The organism is Pseudomonas sp. Y24-6 (assembly GCF_020295325.1).
GTDB lineage: Bacteria > Pseudomonadota > Gammaproteobacteria > Pseudomonadales > Pseudomonadaceae > Aquipseudomonas > Aquipseudomonas gregormendelii.
This window is the reverse complement of record NZ_JACBXG010000016.1, coordinates 80313-101581: the sequence shown is the minus strand read 5'-3', so window position 1 is coordinate 101581 and position 21269 is coordinate 80313. Positions and strand designations below refer to the sequence as shown.

25 protein-coding genes and 2 pseudogenes are annotated in these 21269 nt (G+C 57.5%); 9 read left to right on the top strand and 18 right to left on the bottom strand.

Annotation, left to right across the window (positions count from 1 at the left end):
• Position 1 precedes the first annotated feature (1 nt).
• From HYI44_RS25280 to HYI44_RS25260, 5 genes are all read right to left on the bottom strand, one after another.
• A complete protein-coding gene (locus HYI44_RS25280; protein WP_225570809.1) occupies positions 2 to 1000 on the bottom strand; it encodes an ABC transporter ATP-binding protein in 999 nt (332 codons plus the stop codon).
• Positions 997 to 1686, bottom strand: a complete 690-nt coding sequence (locus tag HYI44_RS25275) for an ABC transporter permease (RefSeq protein WP_225570808.1) — start codon at positions 1684 to 1686, stop codon at positions 997 to 999. Before HYI44_RS25275 ends, HYI44_RS25280 begins: the two co-directional genes overlap by 4 nt.
• Positions 1687 to 2030: 344 nt before the next feature.
• Positions 2031 to 3026 carry a GlxA family transcriptional regulator gene (locus HYI44_RS25270; protein WP_225570807.1) on the bottom strand — a complete coding sequence of 332 codons (996 nt, stop codon included), beginning with the start codon at positions 3024 to 3026 and terminating at the stop codon, positions 2031 to 2033.
• Between the two features lie 259 nt (positions 3027 to 3285).
• Complete coding sequence (locus HYI44_RS25265) at positions 3286 to 4251, bottom strand: alpha/beta hydrolase (protein ID WP_225570806.1); 966 nt, start codon at positions 4249 to 4251, stop codon at positions 3286 to 3288.
• A 35-nt stretch (positions 4252 to 4286) separates the two neighbouring features.
• A complete protein-coding gene (locus tag HYI44_RS25260) occupies positions 4287 to 5180 on the bottom strand; it encodes an amidohydrolase family protein (RefSeq protein WP_225570805.1) in 894 nt (297 codons plus the stop codon).
• Positions 5181 to 5586: 406 nt separating this feature from the next.
• Here HYI44_RS25260 and HYI44_RS25255 point away from each other — a divergent pair, with 406 nt between their 5' ends.
• Positions 5587 to 6042, top strand: coding sequence for a GNAT family N-acetyltransferase (locus HYI44_RS25255; protein ID WP_225570804.1), 456 nt, complete (start codon positions 5587 to 5589; stop codon positions 6040 to 6042).
• Positions 6043 to 6217: 175 nt separating this feature from the next.
• Positions 6218 to 6694: a GNAT family N-acetyltransferase gene (locus HYI44_RS25250; RefSeq protein WP_225570803.1), complete on the top strand. Its 477-nt coding sequence runs from the start codon at positions 6218 to 6220 to the stop codon at positions 6692 to 6694.
• A 384-nt stretch (positions 6695 to 7078) separates the two neighbouring features.
• Here HYI44_RS25250 and HYI44_RS25245 read toward each other — a convergent pair whose 3' ends face one another.
• Complete coding sequence (locus HYI44_RS25245; RefSeq protein ID WP_225570802.1) at positions 7079 to 7351, bottom strand: hypothetical protein; 273 nt, start codon at positions 7349 to 7351, stop codon at positions 7079 to 7081.
• 152 nt (positions 7352 to 7503) lie between these two features.
• Positions 7504 to 7641 (bottom strand): annotated as a pseudogene (locus HYI44_RS25240) (transcriptional regulator); the annotation flags it as partial.
• A 111-nt stretch (positions 7642 to 7752) separates the two neighbouring features.
• Between HYI44_RS25240 and HYI44_RS25235 the strand changes: the two are divergent.
• The 3 genes from HYI44_RS25235 to HYI44_RS25225 all read left to right on the top strand — a co-directional run bounded on the left by HYI44_RS25235 (position 7753) and on the right by HYI44_RS25225 (position 9303).
• Positions 7753 to 8208: an NUDIX hydrolase gene (locus HYI44_RS25235; protein ID WP_225570801.1), complete on the top strand. Its 456-nt coding sequence runs from the start codon at positions 7753 to 7755 to the stop codon at positions 8206 to 8208.
• Between the two features lie 124 nt (positions 8209 to 8332).
• Positions 8333 to 8794 (top strand): NUDIX hydrolase, encoded by a 462-nt coding sequence (locus HYI44_RS25230; protein ID WP_225570800.1) that lies wholly within the window; start codon positions 8333 to 8335, stop codon positions 8792 to 8794.
• A 50-nt stretch (positions 8795 to 8844) separates the two neighbouring features.
• A complete protein-coding gene (locus HYI44_RS25225) occupies positions 8845 to 9303 on the top strand; it encodes a GNAT family N-acetyltransferase (protein ID WP_122840000.1) in 459 nt (152 codons plus the stop codon).
• Positions 9304 to 9616: 313 nt separating this feature from the next.
• On the opposite strand, the gene HYI44_RS25220 is transcribed toward HYI44_RS25225, so the two are convergent.
• The 3 genes from HYI44_RS25220 to HYI44_RS25210 all read right to left on the bottom strand — a co-directional run bounded on the left by HYI44_RS25220 (position 9617) and on the right by HYI44_RS25210 (position 12516).
• The gene (locus HYI44_RS25220; protein WP_225570799.1) at positions 9617 to 10936 is read right to left on the bottom strand and encodes an ABC1 kinase family protein; all 1320 of its coding nucleotides are present in this window, start codon (positions 10934 to 10936) and stop codon (positions 9617 to 9619) included.
• Complete coding sequence (locus HYI44_RS25215) at positions 10933 to 11397, bottom strand: DUF3429 domain-containing protein (RefSeq protein ID WP_225570798.1); 465 nt, start codon at positions 11395 to 11397, stop codon at positions 10933 to 10935. The genes HYI44_RS25220 and HYI44_RS25215 overlap by 4 nt, the downstream gene beginning before the upstream one ends.
• A gap of 204 nt (positions 11398 to 11601) precedes the next feature.
• The gene (locus tag HYI44_RS25210; RefSeq protein ID WP_225570797.1) at positions 11602 to 12516 is read right to left on the bottom strand and encodes a LysR family transcriptional regulator; all 915 of its coding nucleotides are present in this window, start codon (positions 12514 to 12516) and stop codon (positions 11602 to 11604) included.
• Between the two features lie 140 nt (positions 12517 to 12656).
• On the opposite strand from HYI44_RS25210, the gene HYI44_RS25205 reads away from it, so the two are divergent.
• Positions 12657 to 13049: a RidA family protein gene (locus HYI44_RS25205; protein ID WP_225570796.1), complete on the top strand. Its 393-nt coding sequence runs from the start codon at positions 12657 to 12659 to the stop codon at positions 13047 to 13049.
• Here HYI44_RS25205 and HYI44_RS25200 read toward each other — a convergent pair.
• Positions 13041 to 13202: pseudogene (locus HYI44_RS25200) on the bottom strand (DUF3703 domain-containing protein); the annotation flags it as partial. The gene HYI44_RS25205 and the pseudogene HYI44_RS25200 overlap by 9 nt on opposite strands.
• A 48-nt stretch (positions 13203 to 13250) precedes the next feature.
• Positions 13251 to 13592 (bottom strand): DUF3703 domain-containing protein, encoded by a 342-nt coding sequence (locus HYI44_RS25195; protein WP_225570795.1) that lies wholly within the window; start codon positions 13590 to 13592, stop codon positions 13251 to 13253.
• Positions 13593 to 13647: 55 nt separating this feature from the next.
• Between HYI44_RS25195 and HYI44_RS25190 the strand changes: the two genes are divergently transcribed.
• Both HYI44_RS25190 and HYI44_RS25185 read left to right on the top strand, forming a co-directional pair.
• Positions 13648 to 13923, top strand: coding sequence for a MerR family DNA-binding transcriptional regulator (locus HYI44_RS25190; RefSeq protein ID WP_318653946.1), 276 nt, complete (start codon positions 13648 to 13650; stop codon positions 13921 to 13923).
• An 8-nt stretch (positions 13924 to 13931) separates the two neighbouring features.
• Positions 13932 to 14825: a LysR family transcriptional regulator gene (locus HYI44_RS25185; RefSeq protein WP_225570793.1), complete on the top strand. Its 894-nt coding sequence runs from the start codon at positions 13932 to 13934 to the stop codon at positions 14823 to 14825.
• Here the strand turns inward: HYI44_RS25185 and HYI44_RS25180 are convergent.
• From HYI44_RS25180 to HYI44_RS25160, 5 genes are all read right to left on the bottom strand, one after another.
• Positions 14815 to 15216 carry a RidA family protein gene (locus HYI44_RS25180; protein ID WP_225570792.1) on the bottom strand — a complete coding sequence of 134 codons (402 nt, stop codon included), beginning with the start codon at positions 15214 to 15216 and terminating at the stop codon, positions 14815 to 14817. The genes HYI44_RS25185 and HYI44_RS25180 overlap by 11 nt on opposite strands.
• Positions 15217 to 15366: 150 nt before the next feature.
• Positions 15367 to 16197, bottom strand: coding sequence for an alpha/beta fold hydrolase (locus tag HYI44_RS25175; protein WP_225570791.1), 831 nt, complete (start codon positions 16195 to 16197; stop codon positions 15367 to 15369).
• Between the two features lie 201 nt (positions 16198 to 16398).
• Positions 16399 to 17376, bottom strand: coding sequence for a saccharopine dehydrogenase family protein (locus tag HYI44_RS25170; RefSeq protein WP_225570790.1), 978 nt, complete (start codon positions 17374 to 17376; stop codon positions 16399 to 16401).
• The gene (locus tag HYI44_RS25165; RefSeq protein ID WP_225570789.1) at positions 17373 to 17774 is read right to left on the bottom strand and encodes a VOC family protein; all 402 of its coding nucleotides are present in this window, start codon (positions 17772 to 17774) and stop codon (positions 17373 to 17375) included. Before HYI44_RS25165 ends, HYI44_RS25170 begins: the two co-directional genes overlap by 4 nt.
• Positions 17775 to 17792: 18 nt before the next feature.
• On the bottom strand, positions 17793 to 18536 hold the full coding sequence (locus tag HYI44_RS25160) for an SDR family NAD(P)-dependent oxidoreductase (RefSeq protein WP_225570788.1): 744 nt from the start codon (positions 18534 to 18536) through the stop codon (positions 17793 to 17795).
• Positions 18537 to 18674: 138 nt separating this feature from the next.
• Between HYI44_RS25160 and HYI44_RS25155 the strand changes: the two genes are divergently transcribed.
• On the top strand, positions 18675 to 19562 hold the full coding sequence (locus HYI44_RS25155; protein WP_225570787.1) for an AraC family transcriptional regulator: 888 nt from the start codon (positions 18675 to 18677) through the stop codon (positions 19560 to 19562).
• 22 nt (positions 19563 to 19584) lie between these two features.
• Here the strand turns inward: HYI44_RS25155 and HYI44_RS29700 are convergent, their stop codons facing one another.
• Positions 19585 to 20235, bottom strand: a complete 651-nt coding sequence (locus HYI44_RS29700) for a methyl-accepting chemotaxis protein (protein WP_412548511.1) — start codon at positions 20233 to 20235, stop codon at positions 19585 to 19587.
• Positions 20236 to 21269: the final 1034 nt, after the last annotated feature.

The following is a 21269-nucleotide window of genomic DNA, read 5'->3' as shown; positions in this document are numbered from 1 at the left end:
TTCAGTGCACCGCCGGAGTTATGTTTTCAACAAGCCGCGCCAGGATGTCAGCCTGGTGGACGTAGCCGATGAAGCGTCCTTCGCTGTCGTTGCACAACGCCCAGTCCTGCCCGCGACCCAGCAGTTGCGAGAGCACCTGACGTAGGTCATCCGAAGGTCGTACGATCAGCTGCGAGCGCGAAGCGATGCTGTTGTTGCCACCCACAACCTGCATGTGTTCCCGCGGCGGGACCTTGCTGGCGACATCGGCGGCGCGCAGCAGACACAGGCGCTTCATGATCCGGTCGCTGCCCATGAAGTTTGCGACGAACTCGCTGTTGGGCCGGGCCAGCAAGTCATCCGAGCTGCCGAATTGCTGAATTTTTCCGTTGTGGAACAGCGCGACACAGTCAGCCATCTTCACCGCTTCATCGATGTCGTGGCTGACAAACAGCACAGTCTTGTTGACCTGACGTTGGATGCGCATGAACTCGTCCTGGATCACTTCCCGATTGATTGGGTCGATCGCGCCGAATGGCTCATCCATCAACATCACGGGCGGATCTGCCGCCAACGCCCGGGCCACGCCTATGCGCTGCTGCTGGCCACCCGACAGTTCGCACGGGTAGCGCTTGAGGAATTTGGACGGTTCCAGTGCGACCACTTCCAGCAATTCCGCGGCGCGCTTGCGGCTTTTGGCCTTGTCCCATCCCAACAGATTCGGGACGACGCAAATGTTTTCCTCGACGGTCATGTTGGGGAACAGGCCGACTTGCTGAATCACGTAGCCGATGGAGCGTTTAAGGGTGACGCTGTCCAGTTCGGACGTGTCGCGACCACCGATGCGGATCGTGCCTGAGGTGGGCGTGATCAGTCGGTTGATCATTTTCAGCGTCGTAGTTTTGCCGCAGCCCGATGGTCCAAGCAGTACGCAGATCTGCCCCTCCTCAACATTGAAAGAGACGTCTTCTACCGCAGTGACTGAGCCGAATTTCTTGTTTAAATTTTCGATCTGGATCACGTCGTAGCTTCCTTCATTCGGCCAGTGGCCACTTTGTTCTTGTTCAGGCCTTTTGGAGTCAGGACGCGTTGCAGGCCGTAAAGCGCGTAATCGGCCGCAATGGCGATCACGCTGATGACGATCGCGCCGGCTAACAGCTGTCGGGTATCCGATTGAGCGATGCCACGAATGATCAGACTGCCCAGGCCACCAGCGCCGATGTAAGCCGCGATGGCCGCGATACCGATGTTGATGACGGTCGCCATCCTGACGCCCGCCATGATCAGCGGGACCGCGATCGGCAGCTCAACCTTACGCAGTCGTTGCCAGGTGGACATGCCCATCCCGATCGCCGCTTCGCGCAACGCGGGATCGATGTTGGAGATGGCGGTGGTGGTGTTTCGAATAATGGGTAGCTGGGAATAGAGAAACAGCGCAATGACCGCCGGCACGACGCCGATTCCATAACCAATCAGGGACAGAGCCGGAATCATCAGCCCGAACAGCGCGGCAGAGGGAATGGTCATCAGGACAGCGGCGAACGCCAGCACCCAACGGCGCGTTCTGGGGTGCTGGGATATTGCGATCCCGACAGGCACGCCCGTAAGAATCGCCAACCCCACCGCTACCGCCACGATGAGAAGGTGCTGCCCCAGTAGCAAGCTGATCAGCCCGCCGTTTTCCAGAATGAAACTCAAGGTTTCCATGGTTGATATGCCTTCTGTACGTCATTGTTGTTTTTGTCGGTCGTGCATCTGGAAGTGAACGCCGCATCTGTAGGAAACATTACCGCGCTACCGCAGGCAGCCTGAGCTTTGAGCCCGACGATTTCTATCAAAAAACCGACGTCACGTGTCACCCCTGCGTGCAATGCAAGGTGACGGGTTGATGAAGAGGGAAGTATGCAGGATGGCCCAATTCCCGAAGCTTGCCGGAGCTCACCGCCTGTCGGACCGAGTCATTAGCTTGCTATGCGGTTTTGCAGAGCAGATCAACCCTGTGGCTTTTGAGGGGATCAGCGTTCATTGACCAGCCGGCTCAACGACTGCAATCAGGAATGAGCATCATCAAATTTCCGCCGCTCTTCACCCGGCGTACACTTCCATATCCGACGGTAAGCAGCGCCCAGATGTGAAGCCGAGACAAATCCGCAGCTGTAGGCGATGGAAGCAATGGGCTGGGTGCTTTCACGCAGCAAGCGCCGCGCTTCGTTCAGCCTGAGCTGCAGATAAAATTTCTTCGGCGTCATTCCGAAGTGCAGATGCCACAGCCGCTCCAGTTGACGATGGGACAGATTGCAGCGGTCGGCGATTTCTTCGATACCGACAATGTTCTCCAGATTGTCTTCCATGAAGGCGATGGCGGCCGTCAGCCTGCGATCGTGAATCCCGAACCGCCACTGAATCGACATTCGCTGATGTTCTTCCGGGGCTCTTATCCTGGCGTGGAGAAATTGCTCGGCGATGTTCGCTGCCAGCTGATTGCCGAAATCAAGCGCGATTTGCGCCAGCATTAGGTCGATGGCCGCGGTCCCCCCGGCACACGTCCAGCGGTTGCCGTGATTCACGTACAGCTCTTTGGTAACTTCGATCGTGGGGAATTCCTCCGAAAATTGACCGATGGACTCCCAGTGCAAAGTGCAGCGCTTTCCTTCCAGTAACCCTGCGCGTGCGAGGATGAACGTACCGGTGCTCAGTGCGCCGACGGTTATTCCGCGAGCCGCTGCGCGCTGCAGGAAGCGCAGCATTTTCGGTGGTTTCTGATGTTCGATATCCAGGCTTGCAAGGACGAAAACGCGATCCAACTCCGGGGCCTGATCAACCGGCACCGTCTGGATTTCGATACCGCTGCTGGAGCTGACCGGACCACCGGATTCCGTGAGCAGGGTCCACTCATACAGTGTTTTGCCGAACAGCCTGTTCGCCGCCCGCAAAGGCTCGCTGGCACCGGCCAGGGCCATCATGGAGAACTGAGGGAGGATGAGCAGCCCGATGCGCTTGGTTGTGTGGCTATTCACAGACGCTGCCGATTCACCGGGAGCTGCCATCGCAAGATCCTTTTCATGGGGGGTTCCAGCCGTTCAAGTGAACAGCTTAGGCCAGTCCGAAGGAGTGGCTTTGGACACGCTATGTTAGGGCCTGGGCACGCATTCAGCCAGATTGATCTTTGGGGCAGCGAAGGGCAAATCCGGCGCATTGCGACGGATCGAAGTGACCGGGGAACGTCGCTTGGAGAATGTACCGCGACGCTGAAAAATCGCTGTGAGACCTCGGTGTTCGTGGTCTCACAGGAATTTGTCGAGAGGATCAGCCGCGCGCGCGGATGGCCTCATCGATGCTCTGGATCATTGACTTGAACACAGGGCTGTCGACCTGATTCTGCTGACCATGTTGCATATGGGAAATGATCAGCGCGCTCGGGCCAGCATCACCCGGATAGTTCTGGTGCAGACGCACAGACTCCGACGGCATGTGCAACGTATTGTCGGCGCCGTGGATGATCAGTGCAGGCGGGAAACCTTTTGCACCTTCGATGGACTGCTCCGGGTCATACGCCACATAAGACTTGTAGGACTTCGCCGTCACGTGGGTGCAGCCAGGCCAACGGTCCGCGCCACCCGCTTCGGTGTAGCCGCCTAACTGCTGATCAACGTAGGCCTGAGTCCCGGGATCCAGCGGATAGTAGCCGAGGCGGGTCGCGTCAGTCCCTGTATCGAACGGAGGAATCGGCGAGTCATCGGCGAGTTGGTTAATGGCGGCATCAGCCGCGTCTTTGTCTGCACGCAAAGTTTGCAGCTTACGGATGTTGGTGTAGCTCATCGGTACCCAGAAGCGGATCTGTTCTGCGCCGGCGGCGGCCAGCTCAGCCACTGCACCGAGGCTCGCCACCGAACCCATTGCCCAGGACGCAACTACCGGCATCTCGCCAAAATTCTCGCGCGCCCATTCAATGGCACCAAGGACTTCATCTTTCTGGTCTTCGAGGATGACATTGGTGATCTCAATGTCTCCGGCCTGAATCGTGTTGCGGATGTGTTTGTTGGAAAAAAACCCCGCCACGTCGTAGGTCATGACGCGATAACCGAGGGCTGCCAGGGCGCGACCAAACAGCTGGCCGTACATCGTGACCCCGCCAGTGAACCCGGAGTTAAAGATGACGGGGGGAATTGACGCGTCGATTAGTTCTGGCTGAAACACCATTCCTTTGAGGTTCAGGGTTTCGTCACCATAATTAACGGCAAACTCGATTTCTTTTGTAGTAATGTTCGTCATCGCTAGATATCTCGAAGTTAGAGCGTGGGCGTAGATCAACTTACCAATTGGCCAGATGCTCCTCGGAGAAGTTGGCCAACAGGAATTCGGGTTTCTGTAGAAACATGCTGTGCAACGGCATCAACAAAGTTAAAAGCGTTGGTCAGACTAAAGAGGTCGGAATACGGAACACCCTGGTTGTCAGTTCCAACATGAGGTGCATCGGTTGCTTCCAGAAGAATCTTGTCCGCGCCGACTGCGCAAACAATTTGCGTCACGAAGCGAGCGGTTTCCTCGGGTAAAACGGAAGTGCGATAGCCTGGGCCTTTGAACCACACGTTGCCTCGTTCTCTCGCTTCAGCGAGTAGCGCGATGTAAGCCGGCTCAGTAATGTCACGCTCTCTGTGACAAGTGCCAAGGTGATCGATAATGACCCGCACATCGCGAGGAATCTGGCGCAGTACACGCAGATTCGTCTCGGCTTCTTTCGCGTAAATATGCAGATGCTGGTGCGGTTGCAGGCGGCCATAAAATACCGACCACTGCCCATCACTGAACTGCGTATCAGAAACCGTTTCAGGCTTTGCATCGTGTAGAACGATTCGGGCGCCAACCACCTGCGGGTGCGAGAGACGTTCCTGGGTGGCGTAAGCAGGCTCAGCCTTAATCGTCCCCACCAATTTTACGTCCCCATAGCGAAGAGGGTTGGTTGCCTGGAGATTCTTGAGTTCGTCAAATGAAGCAAATACGTTTTCTGAATCGGGCAGGATGCTTAAATGGACGTTATTGAGGAGCGTCGGAGCAATTCCGGCATCCATCAATGTATCCAGATAAGCAGTCAGCGGATGCGGCTCAGGTAACGTATAGGGCAGCGAACCGGCCACTCTGCGGAGGTCTTGCGACGTATAAAAATGAACGTGACTATCTATCTTTTTAATCAACGGCAGCATGAGTATTGTTTCCCGCTTTTGTGCGAAAACAATAATCGTCGACAGTGCTTCGTCGCTCCCGCCAACTCGACGTGTAGTATCAAAATTTCGCCATCCGCGATTTTTTGCACAAGGAGGCTTTGGCTATCACCGCGCCAAATTTCCATCTCAATGGCCACCAGTCACGGGATAGATGCGCCTGCACCAAGCAAAAAACCTCAAATCAACCCAATAACAGAGCGGCAAAGGTCATCGAAGGGCCGAAAAACCACTCAATGTGGTTAGTAGTTTCTCCGGTGGTGGTCGTGGCTGAGTTCAGGCGATCTGAAAATCCGACTTTTTCAACAGAGTCGGCCATAAGCAGCCCTTCATGCTAGCGAACAGGGCCGCCTCTCACTACGATCAAGTAATGGAAGGAACTGTTTGAATGGATTGCCAAATTAGGAACGCAATGGATGCGGATGCCCCAACCATCAGTCGGATCATCATTGGCACCCTGCGAGAGTCTAATGCTCAGGACTATTCGCCCGAAATCATCAATCAAGTGGGGCAAAGCTTTTCTCCACAGGCGATTCTTCGTATGTTGACGCAACGCCAGGTGTTCGTAGCAACATTTGGAAGTCATGTCGTTGCAACAGCCAGTCTTGACCATGACGTTGTCCGAAGTGTGTTTGTCGAGCCTGCCTATCAAGGGAGGGGTATCGGAAGGCAGCTGATGACAAGAATTCAAGCAATCGCCATAGCCGGAGGACTCAACGAGCTGCGTGTCCCCTCTTCTATCACTGCTGAAGACTTTTATGCTTCGCTTGGCTTTAAAAAAATCCGAGACGTATTTCACGAGTCCGAGCGCACCATCATCATGTCGAAGACACTGGTTCGGTAGCTTAACTATCTGGGTCTTACCCCTTCACTGCATGGCGATCACTCATTTGTACAGCACCGACCTGAACGGCCGCCAAGCGTCGTTTTCTGTCCGTCGTGACAGGTAGAAATCGGCCAAAAGCGGACCCTCGAGCAAGATTCAAGGACACCATAAATCAGAACAAAGAGTGGCGACCATGAAAAAGGAATTTACCCTTCGGGCAGCACTGCCAGGAGATGGTCAAGCTATTTTCCATGTCACTCGGCAGTCAATAGCCGAGCTGTCGAACGGACTGTATACCCCAGAGCAACTCAATGGCTGGATGGGCGAAAGAACCCCTGAGTTTTATGAGCAACTGATAAAACAAGGACAATTGGTCGTGGCCCTACAGCTGGGAAAGATCGTTGGCTTTGTGGATTCAGAGCCAGGAGAAGTGACACGGCTTTTTCTTCTTCTCGAGGCTTCCGGTAAGGGGCTTGGTGCTCATTTGCTCAAGACAGGTATTGATAATGCGCGTGGGCCTGGGATCCGCTTTATAAAGGTAGAGTCGACTTTGAATGCGGAAGGTTTCTATAAAAAACATGGTTTTGTGACACAAAGGCACGGCTTTTTCAGCCACGGTGTGGGTGGGCAACCCATAGAAATCATTCACATGGAACTTGAGTTGGAGTGATTTATTCTGCCTACCGCCCTAGGCGCTTGGAAGAACTAGATTAACTGACGAGAGTCAGCTTTGGGTCGATTCCAGCCTGTTCCGACAGACGAAAGTCAGCCGTTAGCTACCCGGCGAAATAGCCAGTTCTTGCGCCCGAGAGCCCACGGTCGGATCCGGTTTTCGAGCTAAATGCCCATCCCCCTCGCCAGTTTCCAGAAGGGCTGTTTTGTTCACAGGTTATCTCGCGCCCGCATGATTACAGACCGCTCGCTTGAAGTTGTCCTCAGAAAACAGCACACGCTGCAGAGCGGTGCGATGGAACGCGTCCTGGACGTGTAAGCGGATTAACGTCCGGCATCAAAGTCCACAAAAAACGGGCACCTTCAAGGTGCCCGTTTTGATTTACGCCGACGCCTGCGCCCGTAATCGTTTACCGATCACTTCCAGCAGGTCACAACCATCACGCAGCGGAATGGCCAGCAGTTTGGAAAAGTCCGCCAGCACGACAGTGTCGCAACCAATCTCGGCGCGGAAGGCGATGTTTTCCAGCACCTGAGTGACCGTGCGGATGCGGTAATCGGCCATGGCCAGGAGGACGTCGAGTGGGGCTTGAGTGTCGATGAGCAGCGCGGCCGGAATCTCGTCGAGTCCGGAAAGGGGGGTGTATCTGTCCATAGGTATAACTCCGATCAAGCAAAGGTTGACCCGATCGATCAAGTCGCCAAACTTGAATCGCCATTGTGGGCGACGGTGCGGACTATAAGCTTCATCGGAACAGCGGGCAAGGTCAGGTCCAATCAAGGGGTCCTCAACCAGGCCCTTTCACGCAAAAACAACGCCTGCGCCGCATTAAACTCTTGGGTCAGCACGGCATTCACCGTTTGTTCTACGAGGCATTCCGGATGGTCAGTAGACGAGCCAGTGGCGAAAAGCGGGGACGAACCCAGAGCCTGATGGATGTCCAGGGAGACTGAACCATGGTTCAGGTGTTGGAGCACCAGACTTCTGAACACCTGGCGGCTCACGCAATGGATAAGGTCGTAAAATGCGTGCTTCAGTGCGATAAGGAAATCACCATGTCACCGAACAAAGCTTGCCCCGTCATCCTCTCCAGTATTCCTGGTACACACATCCTTCTATTCCGCCATCCAAGTGCAGGCGTACAACTGGTCAAAGGGACAATCGAGAAAGGTGAAACGCCAGCTCAGGCCGCTCTGCGTGAATTAAGCGAAGAATCGGGCATAGCAGCGGCCTCGGTTGTTAGCGATATGGGCTGCTGGGACGCCGGTCATCTCGATCAGATATGGTCATTTCAACTGTGTTTCACGCCGGCACCTTTGCCCAGGCAATGGACTCATCATACGCTCGATGACCATTGCCATACCTTCAGCTTTTTTTGGGCTCCGCTCGACAATTTGCCGTTTGCCGACTGTCATCCGGTCTTCCGTCGAGCATTAAGGTTCCTGACTGCAAGGCTGACAGCGCAAGGTTATGCATTGGCTCATGATCAAAGCAAAAACCACCTTGGATGAATCGCTACATAGGCAGCCCTGCTGAAGTATCATTCCCCTATCGTGACGCCGCGAGCCATGGGTGACCTCCTTCTGATCAGGGCGGCACTCCACATTTCAAAATTTCAGGGAAGATTTACATCCAATGCGTGAGCGAAAGTCCGCACGATTACTGGTCATAAGCCCCTCTCGAGATGTCCTCCTTTTCAAGTTTCTTCATAAAGAGGGGGCTTTAGCCGGAAGAAATTACTGGGCCACCCCTGGCGGTGGTCTTGAGGAAGGAGAAACATTCCACGCCGCTGCAATACGTGAACTGCGTGAGGAAACCGGTATTCAGGTCAACGCGGTTATAGGGCCTGTGGCAGATCGGCGCTTTTCAATGCTCCTGCCCAGCGGCGAGACAGTGTTCGCAGTTGAGCAGTATTTCATTGTGCACGCGCAAAACCAGATCGTTTCCAACTCTGAATGGACCTTACACGAGACTCAGGTCATGGCAGATCATCACTGGTGGTCCGCTCACGAGCTGATATCTACTAAAGAAACGGTATGGCCAGAGGCGTTAGTGGAGATGCTGGTGGATGCAGGTGTCTTCAAACCGACTGCGTAACCGCCACCACGAAGTTATATGTGCGGACGAATACATAAGGAGCGTGTCAGATGCTGCGAGTGGATTGGCTGGATAGTCAAATGGACAAATGCGACGTGATGGCCGAATGGATTTATCGGGAATTCACTTACGAGTTTGCGCAGCAATCTCTTTCGAGTTGGCAACACGAATTCTCTGATGGACAGCGTGATGGCAGTTGGAAGTGCCTGATCGCAACGGAACGAGGCCAGTTGCTAGGTGGCGCTACGCTTGCCAGTAGCGACCTGTCTGACCGGCCAGAGCTAGGTCCATGGCTTGCGTGTGTTTTCATCGCACCTGAAGCTCGATGCAGAGGACTCGCAGCGCAGTTAATCGAAGGCATCTGCGGTCATGCAAGGGATGCTGGATTCACTACCTTGTATTTGCACACCCACAGCCAGAGTAGTTATTACACTAAGCTCGGCTGGGAAGTGCTGGAGCGCTTTGAGGTTTGGGGGAAAGAGCACTGCCTCATGTCACGGAGCTTATAGTTTCAAGCCGACTTCAACTCTGCCGCTGTTTTTTCATTACTGGCAAAACCCTGGCGTGACACTAACGTCCGGTGTCGAAGTCCTAAAAACCGGCACCTTCAAGGTGCCCGTTTTGATTTACGCCGACGCCTGCGCCCGTAACCGTTTACCGATCACTTCCAGCAGGTCACAACCATCACGTCACTCAGTCGTCGCCAAACCTGAATCGCCATTAAAGGCGACGGTGCGGATATAAGCTTCATCGGAACAGCGGGCAAGGTCAGGCCCAATCAAGGGGTGCTCAACCAAGCCCTTTCACTCGTTCGGGAAACGCTCAAATTACGTAAGGCTCGAACAGGCATCGCACATTCACCCTCGCCTTCAGTTTCGCAGCCAGCATATACAACCCACCGACCTTGCGATGCAGAAACAGGACATCCACCGGTGGCGTGTGCCAGAAATCGCGATCGGCACCCAGTTGCCACCCTGCATCGCGCAAGCGTCCTGCGAGGTCGGACATCGCAAAGTCATAGGTGCCTTGATGCCGCAGTGGCTCGCAGGCCTGGCAGATGAGGTCAGTCAGCAATAACCGATGCCTGGGCAGGGTTTCACGCTGAAAGTAGCCGACAGCCAGCGCTGCCTCGGCGATGGCGGCGCGGTCTTCACGCAAGCCTGCAACCAGCAGTTTGCGAAATGCCTCGGTGCTGTTGCGGCTATAAAGGCGCGTGGCACCGAAGTCGAGCAACACTAACTGCCCGGTTTCTGGCTGGTAACGGTAGTTGGCAAAGTTGGGGTCGGTCTGGACGCACTGAAACTCAAACACCTCGCGCAGAAGCAGGCCGAACAGCAGTGTAATGATCCTGTCGCGCTCTGCCTGTGGCGCGTGTTCAAGGGTCTCCAACGGGTCGCCCTCGGCGAAGGACATCACCAGAATGTTCGGCGTACTGAACTCGGCATACTGGCGAGGAACCAGAAAATCCGGACTGTCGGCTAACAGTTGATGAAAGCGCCGTAAGTGCATGCCTTCTTTCAGGTAATCCGCTTCATTTTGCAGTTGAAGCTTGGCCTCTTGCAGCAGCGGTGCGACGTCCATGCCGTGAGGCAGCAGCCCGGACATGCGCAGCAAAGTAGCGACGTTATCCACATCGCTGGAAATACTTTCGCGCACACCTGGATATTGCACTTTGATCGCCAGTCGCTGGCTGTCTTTGCCTTGCGCAGCATGAACCTGGCCGATGGATGCTGCCGCAAATGGCGTGAAGGAAAACCGTTCGAAGCGCCCTTCCCAGCCCTTACCCCAGCTCTCGTTAAGGACCTTTACCAACTGACTCATGGGCATCGGATGCGCGTCGGAACGCAGGCGAGAAAGAATGTCGCTAAGCTCGCTCGGTAACAAATCACCCGCATCCATTGATAACAACTGTCCGACTTTCATGGCCGCACCACGCAATTGCGACAGTTGCTCGGCCACCCGTTGCGCATTGCCCGGCGTCAGCAGCAGGTCACTGAACGCCGGACGTTTACCTTGAGCCAACTGCCGCGCCCCTTCGGCCAGCATGCCGCCCACCACGCCCGAAGCCAAACTGCCAAAACGCATCAGGCGCGACAAGCGACTGCCCGGCACTGCAGACGATTCGGGCAGGCGCGGTTTCACGAATAAACAACTAAAGCGATTGCGCCAACAAGCAGGCAAACGCTAGCCACAACAGTCAGGCGCAATCGCAATGGCAGGTACCAGGCTTGCAAGCTCACCACTCGAACCAACTGTCTGTCTTGCCAGAAGTGGACGACAAATCCGACGATCAACAGCAAGCAACCCAATGGCACCGGCAGTAACGTGCTGAGCCAACCGATAAGAGCCGGGATGACGCTCCATATAAGCCGGTCGCGGCGCAGTTCGGCACTCATGTTTTGCACTGACATACCGAAGCCCCAATGCAAGGCGCCGATGAAGCTCAGGATGACAGCGCCATAGTTGACCAGCGCCTCCGCCCAAAAAGGTCGAAATTCTTGAGAAGTGAGGATGAGTAGTGCGAGACCCAAAAACGGTAGCAAACCGCCATAGCCCAGCAGCACGATATGCCTTGGCGGCGAGATCGAAGACGACAGGTTCATTTCAGTTTTTTCCAGTGCCGGATATACAAGACTGTAGACCCAAAAGCTGCGGCCTGATGCCAATGCTTTGCACTAGTACAGTGGTTTAATCCTTTCCTTGATTGACCGGCCGTTTTGGGTCGATTGCAGCGCTTTGCGCCAGGCAGCGAACTGCCAAAAGCAGGTGTTTAAAGTGCCTACCCCCAGAAAAGGCTTGCACCTGTTTCACTGTAGCACCGGCGCATGCTCGGCCATCAATTCCATCACCCAGTCGATAAATGCCCGCACCTTGGCGCTGACGTGGCGATTCGGCGGAAATGCCAGATACATCGGCATTGGCGGCATGTGCCAGTCCTCAAACAGCGGCAACAACTCGCCGCTGGCCAGGTGCGGTTTGGCCATGTACTGCGGTAGCCAGAGCATGCCCAGCCCAGCCAGCCCAGCAGCGAGGTAGGCATTGCCGTCGTCGACCGTCAACTGCGGGCGGCCTCGGGCCTCAATGCGCTCCTCACCCCGCTGCATCGCGTAAGGTAAGGTTTTGCCTGTACGAAACCAGAGGAAGCCGACGGTACTGTGCCTGCCCTCCTCCAGCTCACGGGGATGCTCCGGCGTACCGAAGCGCTGCAGATAGTCGGGCGCGGCGTAGATGCCCAGTTTCAAATCGCCCACATGCCTTGCCACGAGGAACTGATCGGTGATCTCACCGCCACGCAACACGCAGTCGACGTTTTCGCCAATGATGTCGACGATGCGATCGCTCACGCCCAGGGTCAGCTGGATTTCCGGGTAGCGTGCAAAGAACCCCGGCAAGGCGGGTATCAGCAGCATTCGCGCCAGTGGACTGGGTACATCCACACGCAGCCGCCCGCGCGGTGTCATCGATGCGCTGGACAGGCTGGTCTCGGCGTCGTCCATATCGACCAGTAGCCGGACGACGCGCTCGTAGTAGGCCGCGCCGTCGGCGGTGACATTGACCTTGCGTGTGGTGCGGTTGAGCAGGCGCACGCGTAGCCTCGCTTCCAGCTGCTGAACGAGCTGCGTCACGGTGGTCTTGCTCATGTGCAGGGTGGCTGCCGCCTTGGTGAAGCTGCCGGTTTCCACTACTCGGGCAAAGGCCTGCATTGCATCGAAACGGTCCATTTCACGCCTCTCTCGGGTCTGGATAATTTGGATTCTACAAACAGTCATGACCAGAGTTGCCCGTTTATCCAGGCCTGCCTTCTTTTTACAGTGGCTCCATCGTAAACAGCGGGCCGCGATGGCCCCGAAGGAGCTATGCAATGACCAGCAAACGTGATGTCGTTTTCCCGCCTGACCGCCATGCATTGTACGAATTGCACCGCTACTCGCCGGCGATTCGCTCCAACGGCTTTTTGTTCGTGTCCGGTCAGGTCGGCAGCCGCAAGGATGGCTCGACCGAGTCGGACCTCGCGGCACAGGTTCGCCTGGCCTTCACCAATTTGAATGCGATCCTGGCCGAGGCCGGCAGTAGTTTCGAGGATGTGGTCGACACGACCATCTTCATCGTAGACCCCGACTCGAAATTCGAAACTATCTGGGAAGTTGCGGCCGAGTACTGGGGCGACGCTCCCTACCCCACGGCGACCGTTATCGGCGTGACCTGGTTGTCCGGCTTTGACTTCGAGATCAAGGTGATCGCTAAACTACACTAGTCTTCGCGCAACAGGTCTTACAGTTCGGCACAGAGCGGCCTGGCAGAAAAATGCGCTGATGCGCGCTCTTTCTGTGTGACCGATTGGCACCCAGCTCGTGGCAAACAACAGGGCTGCGAAAATGCGCGGGAGCTGGCCCGCAACCTCCCGCGCATCCTTCGTGAGCCATCGCGGGCAGGTCTTGCGGGCGTTCGATGTGCACTAGTCTTCGCGCAACAGATCTTCCAGTTCGGTGCTGAGCGGCATGGCAGAAAATGCGCTGATGCGCGCTCTTCCCGTGTTGCCGACTGGGACCCAGATCGTGGAAAACACCAGGGCTGCAACAATGCGCGGGAGCTGGCCCGCAACCTCCCGCCAATCCTTCGTGAGCCACCCCAGTTTCAGCATGAGCCAATGAGATTTCGCGTGAGCCAGCGGGATGCGTTGGGTAAGGATGTGCGCCCGCTCCAACCAGCCGTAGGCCGCCTGAAAGTCCCTGTGCCTCACAGCCAGGCCAGCCTCGCGGAAGGCTTCAGTTATGGCGCTACGCAACGTTTCCTTCATGCCGACCTCGCTCTATTTCTTTAGCAGGCGTAACCCATTGATCCCTTGCTTGTAGATGACGCACATATACGGGCGCGTGGGCCAATCGCCGGAAGTGAGTAGAATGAAGGTTCTAGCGGCTATAAGGTCAAGGGAAATGAATAGGGGCCACTTACACGGTCGCCGCCTGGCGAAAGCTACCCAAACCAAAGCGGTCACTATCCGCTACTACGAAGCCGTGGGGCTAATACCCCCTGTCGGTAGATCGCCATCGGGCTACCGCTACTACGCCGATCAGGAGCGTGAGCGTCTGCTGTTCATCCGTGTGAACCCCTGTGTTTTACCGAGGTAGACATCCGCATGAACCAACTCCTGGCGCTGCGCGCCTTTGTCCGGGTCATCGAAACCGGCTCTTTCAGTCGGGCATCCGAACAGCTGGCGCTCCCACGCTCCACGGTCAGCAAACTGATTACCGACCTGGAAAAGCACCTGGGCATCAGGCTGATTCAGCGCACCACGCGTGCGCTTACACCCACGCTCGAAGGCCTGGATTACCACCTGCATGCCGTGCGCCTGGTGGCCGAACTGGACGAGGTGGACAACGCTGTGCGCGGGCGAAAGCTCAAGGCCCACGGTCACTTGCGAGTGGATGCGCCGGCATCGTTCGCCAATGGCCTGTTGATCCCGGCGCTGGTGGATTTTCACCGCGAGTTCCCGGACATCACCATTGCCCTGGGGATCAGTGATCGGCCGGTCAACATCGTGGGTGAAGGGGTGGACTGCGTAATTCGTGCGGGCAAGCCCGAGGACATGGCCATGATCAGTCGCAAAATCGCCGAGCTCGAATACGTCACCTGCGCGGCCCCCAGCTATCTGGCGCGCATGGGCACGCCACAGTCCCCTGATGACCTGGAGAACAACCATCTGAGGGTGGGTTACTTTTTTCCATCGAACACCGCAGAGCCGTTGATTTTCGAGCGAGGGACGACCCGGCATGAGGTGGGCAATTGCGCGTTTACGACTAACGAAGGCAATGGCCTCAAGGAAATGCTGCTCGCGGGCTTTGGCGTCGGGCAGCATTTTCGCTCGATTGTTCAGCATTACTTCGATACGGGCCAGTTAGTGCCGGTACTGGAAAGCTGGTCGCGACCGGCCATGCCGTTCCAGGTCATGTACCCACCCAATCGTCATCAGAATGCTCGCCTCAAAGTGTTTATCGATTGGGTGATTGAAAGGTTCGGCATCAAGCAATGATTGCCGTGACACGGATCTCGATGCGCATGGTCGGCAACCCGAGGGACTCGACCCCGACCTGCGTCCAGATCGGCGCATGGTTGGGCATGTAGTGGCGGTACCACTTGCCCATCGCCTCGTTCACTTCGGGAGGAAAACCACCTACATGGTAGGAGTTGACGTGAATCACGTGCTCCCAGCCAGCCCCCGCCGCAGCCAAGGTTCTTGTCAGGTTGGCAAACGCCTGGCCGATCTCGTCAGCGAGCAATGGGGGAATGTTGAACTCGTCATCCCAACCGCCCTGGCCTGACGTTTCAATGCGGTTGCCAACTTTGACGGCCTGGGAGTAATGCAGGTTTTCGCGCAGGTAGTCGCCATAACCTGGGGTGACGAAAAATTCGGGCTTGCTCATGGTGTTCTCCGGGTCCAGTTGATTGCCAACGATGCTAGTGGACTGCTCGAAGAAAAATAATCCCTGGTTTTTGACATCACTGTTCACGCACATGGACAGTGAAAATGGGTGCAGGGGCTGCGAGCATTCACGCAACCCCTGCCCCTTTGCCTAACCTCGCAGGAAAGCGAGCAAGTCGGCGTTGATGGTGTCGGCGTTGGTCGTCGGCATTCCGTGGGGGAAGCCCGAATAGGTTTTCAGTGTGCTGTTTTGCAGGAGCTTTGCCGACAAAGGTCCAGAGTCTTCGTACGGCACGATCTGGTCATCATCACCGTGCATCACCAGCACTGGAATGGTGATGCGCTTCAGATCTTCGGTGAAGTCGGTCTGGGAAAAGGCCACGATCCCGTCATAGTGCGCCTTGGCACAGCCCATCATGCCTTGCCGCCACCAATTCAGGATGATCCCCTCGGACGGTTTTGCCCCAGGGCGGTTGTACCCGTAGAAAGGTCCCGCCGGAACGTCATGGTAGAACTGCGCGCGGTTGGCCTTGAGCTGTGCCTGCAGGTCATCGAAAACCGATTTTGGCAAGCCGCCGGGATTGCTCGGGGTCTGCACCATCAAGGGCGGCACGGCGCTGATGATGGCGGCCTTCGACACTCGGTCTTCGCCATGGCGAGCAATGTAATGGATGACCTCGCCGCCTCCGGTGGAATGCCCCACATGGGCTGCGCCTTGTACGCCCAGATGGTCGACGACGGCCGCGGCATCGTCAGCGTAGTGATCCATGTCGTGTCCGTCCCAGACCTGGCTGGATCGCCCGTGGCCACGCCGGTCGTGCGCAATGACCCGATAACCGTTCGCCAGAAAAAACAGCATCTGCGCATCCCAGTCGTCCGCGCTGAGAGGCCATCCGTGATGAAAGCAGATCACCGGGGCATCGCGTGGCCCCCAGTCTTTGTAAAAGATCTCAACACCGTCCTGCGTAGTGACGTAGCCCATGCTCGCATCTCCAGAATGAAATGACGGGCCTCTGCGCGCTGCCTGGCCACCCGGCCTCTTCAGGTTTGCAGTCACTTCAAGGCCAATGGTTTTCCCGGGTGGACCATGAGAATAGGCGAACTGACGACAATCAGCGGACTGCGGTTCTGACTACCCATCGAGCGGCCTGATCACGGCCACGGGCGCGAAGGCACGAAAACCCTAACGATCGGTGATCAGCGTGCCGTCAATGCTCTCGGCAAATCCACCACCGAAGACCTGCGCCGGGGTGGCAAAGCCCGACCGGCGGTCCCCTTGCAGCACTCGGCGGGCGGCTTCGACCGCCGCCAACGGCGTGTACGAGTAACCGTTTACCGTCTCGATCATCGATCTTGCGATCAGGCCATCAGCCCCGGTAATTTCCACCACGGCCCGTGCCCGATGCGCATCCCTCTCCTGGGCCGTCGGCCCATCCGGCAGTTGCGCCAGGTCTCCTTCAGGAAACGCATCGCCGGCGATATGCACGAACATCGCAACGTTGGGGATACCGGTCGAATGCCAAGCGGTCACCAGATCGCCGAACGACAGCGGCACACACAGGACCGGGCCGTCACCAAAATCAAAGTGGCGTGGCTGCGCATCAGGAGTGGCAACCAGCTCGCCATCAACCCTGGCGAGGACGCCCGCGCCGGTGATTTCGCTGACGCTCATGGCCGATCCCCGGGACATCGATCCAGGAACCTGAAGCGCGATATTCAAAGCGCGAGGCTGCTCCACACGTCGGGCGACATGCACTGCCAGCGAGTCTGTCGGGACGACATCCCATCCGACGCCCGGCAACAGCATCACGCCCGCCTGCACCGCTTCAGCGCCCAGCCGCTCGGCCAGCCGGTAGACGTTGATCTCGGCAGTGATGTCCAGGTAGTCGGCCCCGACCTGGAGACAGGCATGCATCAGGGCGTCTGCGGTTTGTGCGAATGGCCCCGCGAAGTTCAGCAATACATTTATCCCAGACAAAAATGTCTCCGCCCCCGGCCCTGCATCAAATACGCGAAACGGTACCTGCAGTTGCGCGGCAAGGGCGGCGAGCCGGGGCTGATGACGCCCGGCAATTTCAAACTGCAGACCCAAAGCCTTGGCGCGCTCGGCGGCCATGCGCCCGGTGTAGCCTGTGGCACCGTAGATCAGTAGCGTTTTCATTGGGCGTGCTGCCAGTTTTTGTAGACGAATTCCAGGCTGTACCCGTCCAGGTCCAGCACATTGGCGGCGTAGTAGTTCGGGTCATAATGCAGGCGTGCGCCAGGCGCGCCGTTATCGACCGCGCCACTGTCAATGGCAGCCGCATAGGCGGCTTCGACCTCAGCCTGGCTGTTGGCCACAAACCCCACGTGCACCGCTGCGCCCTCGACTACCCCTTCGCGCAACCAGAAAAATATCCGGCCATTGGCGCCGAAGCCTTTGAGATCGGGATGACCCGGCGGCCCGTCTTTTCCGTCGTAGTCCAGCCGCACGGTGATACCCAGTGGTGCCAACGTCGCTTCGTAGAAACCGATGGAGCGCTTGATGTCGCTCACTGAAAGAAAAATGTGATCCAGCATGCTGTAGCCCTCGCGTGTTCAGATGTTGTAGCCGCCGGCGACTTCGATGGTCTGGGCATTGATCCAGGCGCCGTCCTCGGACAGCAGCATGGCAATGACCCGTGCCACATCCTCCGGCTCGCCGACCCTGCCGAGCGCTGTTTGCGCTGCCAGCATGGCTTCGAACTCATCATTGAGCCCACCGCCCAGTTCGGTACGAATAGCACCAGGCGATACGGCGTTGGCACGGATGCCGCGCTCGCCAAACTCCTTGGCCATGTACCGGGTGAGCACCTCCAGCCCGCCTTTGAACGCCGCGTAGGGCGCCACGCCAGAGGTGGCCACGCGGGTCGTGGCGCTGGTCAGGTTGACGATACTGGCGTTGTCCGCCAGCAGTGGCAGCAGCGTCTGGGTGAGGAAAAAAGGGCCTTTGAGGTGGACATTGCACAGGCCATCGAACTGCGCTTCGCTGACGCTGGCCAGGGGATTGAACAGGCCGTACCCGGCGTTGTTGACCAAGCCCGCCAGGGTGGTCGCCTGCCAGGATTCGCGCAAGGCCAGTGCCACCGACTCGCGAAACGCCGGGAAGCTGGCTACGTCAGCGACATCAAGCTTGAGCGCGACGGCCTTGCCACCGGCTTGCTCGATGCGCCCTTTGACTGCAGCCGCAGCCTGTGGGTTGGTGTTGTAGGTGAGGATCACCCCCAGGCCTGACCGGGCAATGTGTTCGGCGGCACTTGCGCCGATCCCGCGGCTGCCGCCAGTGATTACGATCACGCTCATTTCATGTTCCTCTGTGGTTCAAACGTGCCTCCACAGTACTGATCGCAGCCACCGGGGTCGTACCCGTTCCTGCTCGAAACCTGCCTGTTTCTGCTTTTCGCTTGCACGCCAACCTGCTCTGCCCTCAGCATGCCCGGCATGGATAATCGATTGAATGAGCTGCGATCGCTCGCGGCCGGCGCTGAAAATCGCCGAACCGAGACGGGCATTCCGCGCGTGGCCATGGTGCAGGGTAAAATTCCCGAGCACCTGCTGGCGGCGGTCTACGACCCGATGATCAACCTGATCCTGCAGGGCAGCAAAAGCATGACCGTGGGCGACCGCACGCTGCGGTATGACCCGGCGACCTATTTCGTCATGTCCATAGACCTGCCGGCAGTAGGCTCGGTGCATCCGGCCGAGTCCGGAGAGCCTTATCTGGCCGTGAGCCTGACGCTGGACCCCAGCGTGCTGTCGGCACTCTTCGCCGACCTGCCCAAACCTGGCGCACGCTACGACTACAACCCCGGCTTCAGTGTGGCGTCAGTGACCACCGAATTGATGGATGCCTGGGTGCGCATGCTGCGACTGATGGGCGACCCCCAGGCCATCGCCGCCCTGGCCCCGGTGTATGAGCGTGAGATTCTGTTCCGTGTGCTGCAGGGTCCCCACGGCTGGATGCTGCGCGAGATCGCCGCCCCGGATACCGCCATGGCCCGCGTCAGCATGGCTATCCAATGGATTCGCCGAGACTTTGCCCAGCCGATCAGGGTGGAAAGCCTGGCACACCGTGCGTCAATGAGCGTCTCGGCGTTTCATCGGCACTTCAAGGCGGTGACCAATTTGAGCCCGTTGCAGTATCAAAAACGCGTACGCCTGCTCCAGGCGCGGACGCTGATGGTGGCCAATGCCAGGAGCGTGATGGCCGCCGCCTTTGAAGTCGGATACGAGAGCGCAACGCAATTCAGCCGGGATTACGCGCGGGTGTTCGGCCTTCCTCCGGCGCAGGACGCCTCGAGGATTCTGGGCGAGACGAGAGCTCGATAAGCGCGCGTCTCGTCCAGTAAAATCAGGCGGCCGCCCCTCGCTCGACGTTGCTACTGACCTCGAATTGGCCGACGAGTTTTTGCAGTTTGTTGGCATTGAGCCTCACTGTTTCCGCACTGTTTTGCAGCACCACTACGGTCTGGCGCATTTCCAATGAGGACTGGTCGACCTTCTTGATCGTCTTGCCACAGTCGAGGCTGTGCTTGTTGAGTTGTTGAATAATCGCAAACATGCTCTCCACGGCCTGGTGCAATTGTACGTTTTCCGAGGATGCATCTTCGGCCAGGCGCAGGCTGTTATCGACGTCCTTGACGCCCTCCTCCATGAAGCTGACGGCTTTTTGCGTTTCATTCTGCAAACCTTCGACCATCTGCCTGATATCGTCCGCCGCCCTTGAAGTTCGTGAGGCGAGGCTGCGTACCTCGTCGGCGACCACCGCGAAGCCTCGCCCATGCTCGCCCGCACGTGCTGCCTCGATGGCTGCATTGAGTGCCAGCAGATTCGTCTGGTTGGTGATGTCGCTGATCAGGCCGGTGATGTTGCCGATCTGGGTCATGTTGCTGTCGAGCAACTGCACGCTGGAAGAAGAGCGCTGTACCACATCCCGAATGGACTGCGTGCCTTCCTGTACGGCGAGAAATTGTTCACGGGCACGGGAGACCACCTCATCCATCGCCTGCTTCATTTGTTCTGCGCTGGCCGAGGCCTGCTGGATCTCGCCCAGTTGGTCTTCAACGATGATCATCAGGCGATGAACCGCATGCGCGACCTCCGAGGACGTGACGCCGGCCTCCTGGCTGCGCCCGAGCATCATCTGATTGGTGGTGCCGACATTGTTGCTGGCCTTCACCACCTGGCCTACCACCGAGTCCAGGTGGTCAATGAAACTGTTGATCAACCGCCCCATGTCCCCGGTTTCATCGTTGGCCATGCGCGTGGTGTCCAGACGCTGTCGCAGGTTGCCCTCACCCTCGGCGATGGTCCTGATCACTCCGGTCATCTCGTTGAGCCTGGCCGCAAGCCGCTTGGGGCCCCACTGGCTGAACAGGACCGTGGCACACAGCATGCTCAGGAGCTCGATGGCATCGATCATGTCCTGGGCCAGGCCGCTGTAATGCTGGACCAGGAAGTTGGACGCCAGCAACGCGGTCATTGTCGCGAGGAAAGGTTTCATCAAGCCATAGCTGAGTGAACGCCGCCGGTAGACCTCCTCCAGATCGGCTTCGCACATCATGCCCCAGCGATCATGGGAGCCTGGCAACTGGAAAGTAATGCCCTTGCCGACGACCGGAATGTGCCGATAGTCCGAGTAGCCAGGATAGGTAACGAACAGGTTGGAACCCATGCGGATGGTTTCGCGTACGCCCGGGTGCAGCTGTTGCGTTGCCGGGTCGGTAAAGCGCAGCTCCAGCTCAGTGTGGCGCTGAATCTGCACGGTCTTCCACGGCGTATTCACCCCGCTTTTCAGATTTTCGCCGTGGGTGAACGTGCCGTCTTCGAAACGTGAGCGTGACAGGGCGGTGCCCGGCTTGATGGCCGGATCAAACCGCGACTGCGCCATGAACAGATAATTATCGCCAGACTCGGCGTACAGGTGCCCGGCCTCACGCTGGATGAGATCCCCCAGCACGTCATTGGGCACGCGACCGCAGAGGCAGCCGAGGACTTTCCCATCGACCTGCACGGGCTGGTAGAACATCAGCGTCA

What these genes read in the sequence shown, in the direction of transcription:
- HYI44_RS25185 (WP_225570793.1), top strand. Translation starts at nt 13,932, where the DNA reads ATGAACCAACTCCTGGCGCTGCGCGCCTTTGTCCGGGTCATCGAAACC.
- HYI44_RS25215 (WP_225570798.1), bottom strand. Translation starts at nt 11,397, where the DNA reads ATGAACCTGTCGTCTTCGATCTCGCCGCCAAGGCATATCGTGCTGCTG.
- HYI44_RS25275 (WP_225570808.1), bottom strand. Translation starts at nt 1,686, where the DNA reads ATGGAAACCTTGAGTTTCATTCTGGAAAACGGCGGGCTGATCAGCTTG.
- HYI44_RS25175 (WP_225570791.1), bottom strand. Translation starts at nt 16,197, where the DNA reads ATGGGCTACGTCACTACGCAGGACGGTGTTGAGATCTTTTACAAAGAC.
- HYI44_RS25160 (WP_225570788.1), bottom strand. Translation starts at nt 18,536, where the DNA reads ATGAGCGTGATCGTAATCACTGGCGGCAGCCGCGGGATCGGCGCAAGT.
- HYI44_RS25180 (WP_225570792.1), bottom strand. Translation starts at nt 15,216, where the DNA reads ATGAGCAAGCCCGAATTTTTCGTCACCCCAGGTTATGGCGACTACCTG.
- HYI44_RS25165 (WP_225570789.1), bottom strand. Translation starts at nt 17,774, where the DNA reads ATGCTGGATCACATTTTTCTTTCAGTGAGCGACATCAAGCGCTCCATC.
- HYI44_RS25260 (WP_225570805.1), bottom strand. Translation starts at nt 5,180, where the DNA reads ATGCTGCCGTTGATTAAAAAGATAGATAGTCACGTTCATTTTTATACG.
- HYI44_RS25170 (WP_225570790.1), bottom strand. Translation starts at nt 17,376, where the DNA reads ATGAAAACGCTACTGATCTACGGTGCCACAGGCTACACCGGGCGCATG.
- HYI44_RS25250 (WP_225570803.1), top strand. Translation starts at nt 6,218, where the DNA reads ATGAAAAAGGAATTTACCCTTCGGGCAGCACTGCCAGGAGATGGTCAA.
- HYI44_RS25255 (WP_225570804.1), top strand. Translation starts at nt 5,587, where the DNA reads ATGGATTGCCAAATTAGGAACGCAATGGATGCGGATGCCCCAACCATC.
- HYI44_RS25155 (WP_225570787.1), top strand. Translation starts at nt 18,675, where the DNA reads ATGGATAATCGATTGAATGAGCTGCGATCGCTCGCGGCCGGCGCTGAA.
- HYI44_RS25245 (WP_225570802.1), bottom strand. Translation starts at nt 7,351, where the DNA reads ATGGACAGATACACCCCCCTTTCCGGACTCGACGAGATTCCGGCCGCG.
- HYI44_RS25235 (WP_225570801.1), top strand. Translation starts at nt 7,753, where the DNA reads ATGTCACCGAACAAAGCTTGCCCCGTCATCCTCTCCAGTATTCCTGGT.
- HYI44_RS25270 (WP_225570807.1), bottom strand. Translation starts at nt 3,026, where the DNA reads ATGGCAGCTCCCGGTGAATCGGCAGCGTCTGTGAATAGCCACACAACC.
- HYI44_RS25225 (WP_122840000.1), top strand. Translation starts at nt 8,845, where the DNA reads ATGCTGCGAGTGGATTGGCTGGATAGTCAAATGGACAAATGCGACGTG.
- HYI44_RS25265 (WP_225570806.1), bottom strand. Translation starts at nt 4,251, where the DNA reads ATGACGAACATTACTACAAAAGAAATCGAGTTTGCCGTTAATTATGGT.
- HYI44_RS25195 (WP_225570795.1), bottom strand. Translation starts at nt 13,592, where the DNA reads ATGAAGGAAACGTTGCGTAGCGCCATAACTGAAGCCTTCCGCGAGGCT.
- HYI44_RS25190 (WP_318653946.1), top strand. Translation starts at nt 13,648, where the DNA reads ATGACGCACATATACGGGCGCGTGGGCCAATCGCCGGAAGTGAGTAGA.
- HYI44_RS25230 (WP_225570800.1), top strand. Translation starts at nt 8,333, where the DNA reads ATGCGTGAGCGAAAGTCCGCACGATTACTGGTCATAAGCCCCTCTCGA.
- HYI44_RS29700 (WP_412548511.1), bottom strand. Translation starts at nt 20,235, where the DNA reads ATGGATGAGGTGGTCTCCCGTGCCCGTGAACAATTTCTCGCCGTACAG.
- HYI44_RS25205 (WP_225570796.1), top strand. Translation starts at nt 12,657, where the DNA reads ATGACCAGCAAACGTGATGTCGTTTTCCCGCCTGACCGCCATGCATTG.
- HYI44_RS25210 (WP_225570797.1), bottom strand. Translation starts at nt 12,516, where the DNA reads ATGGACCGTTTCGATGCAATGCAGGCCTTTGCCCGAGTAGTGGAAACC.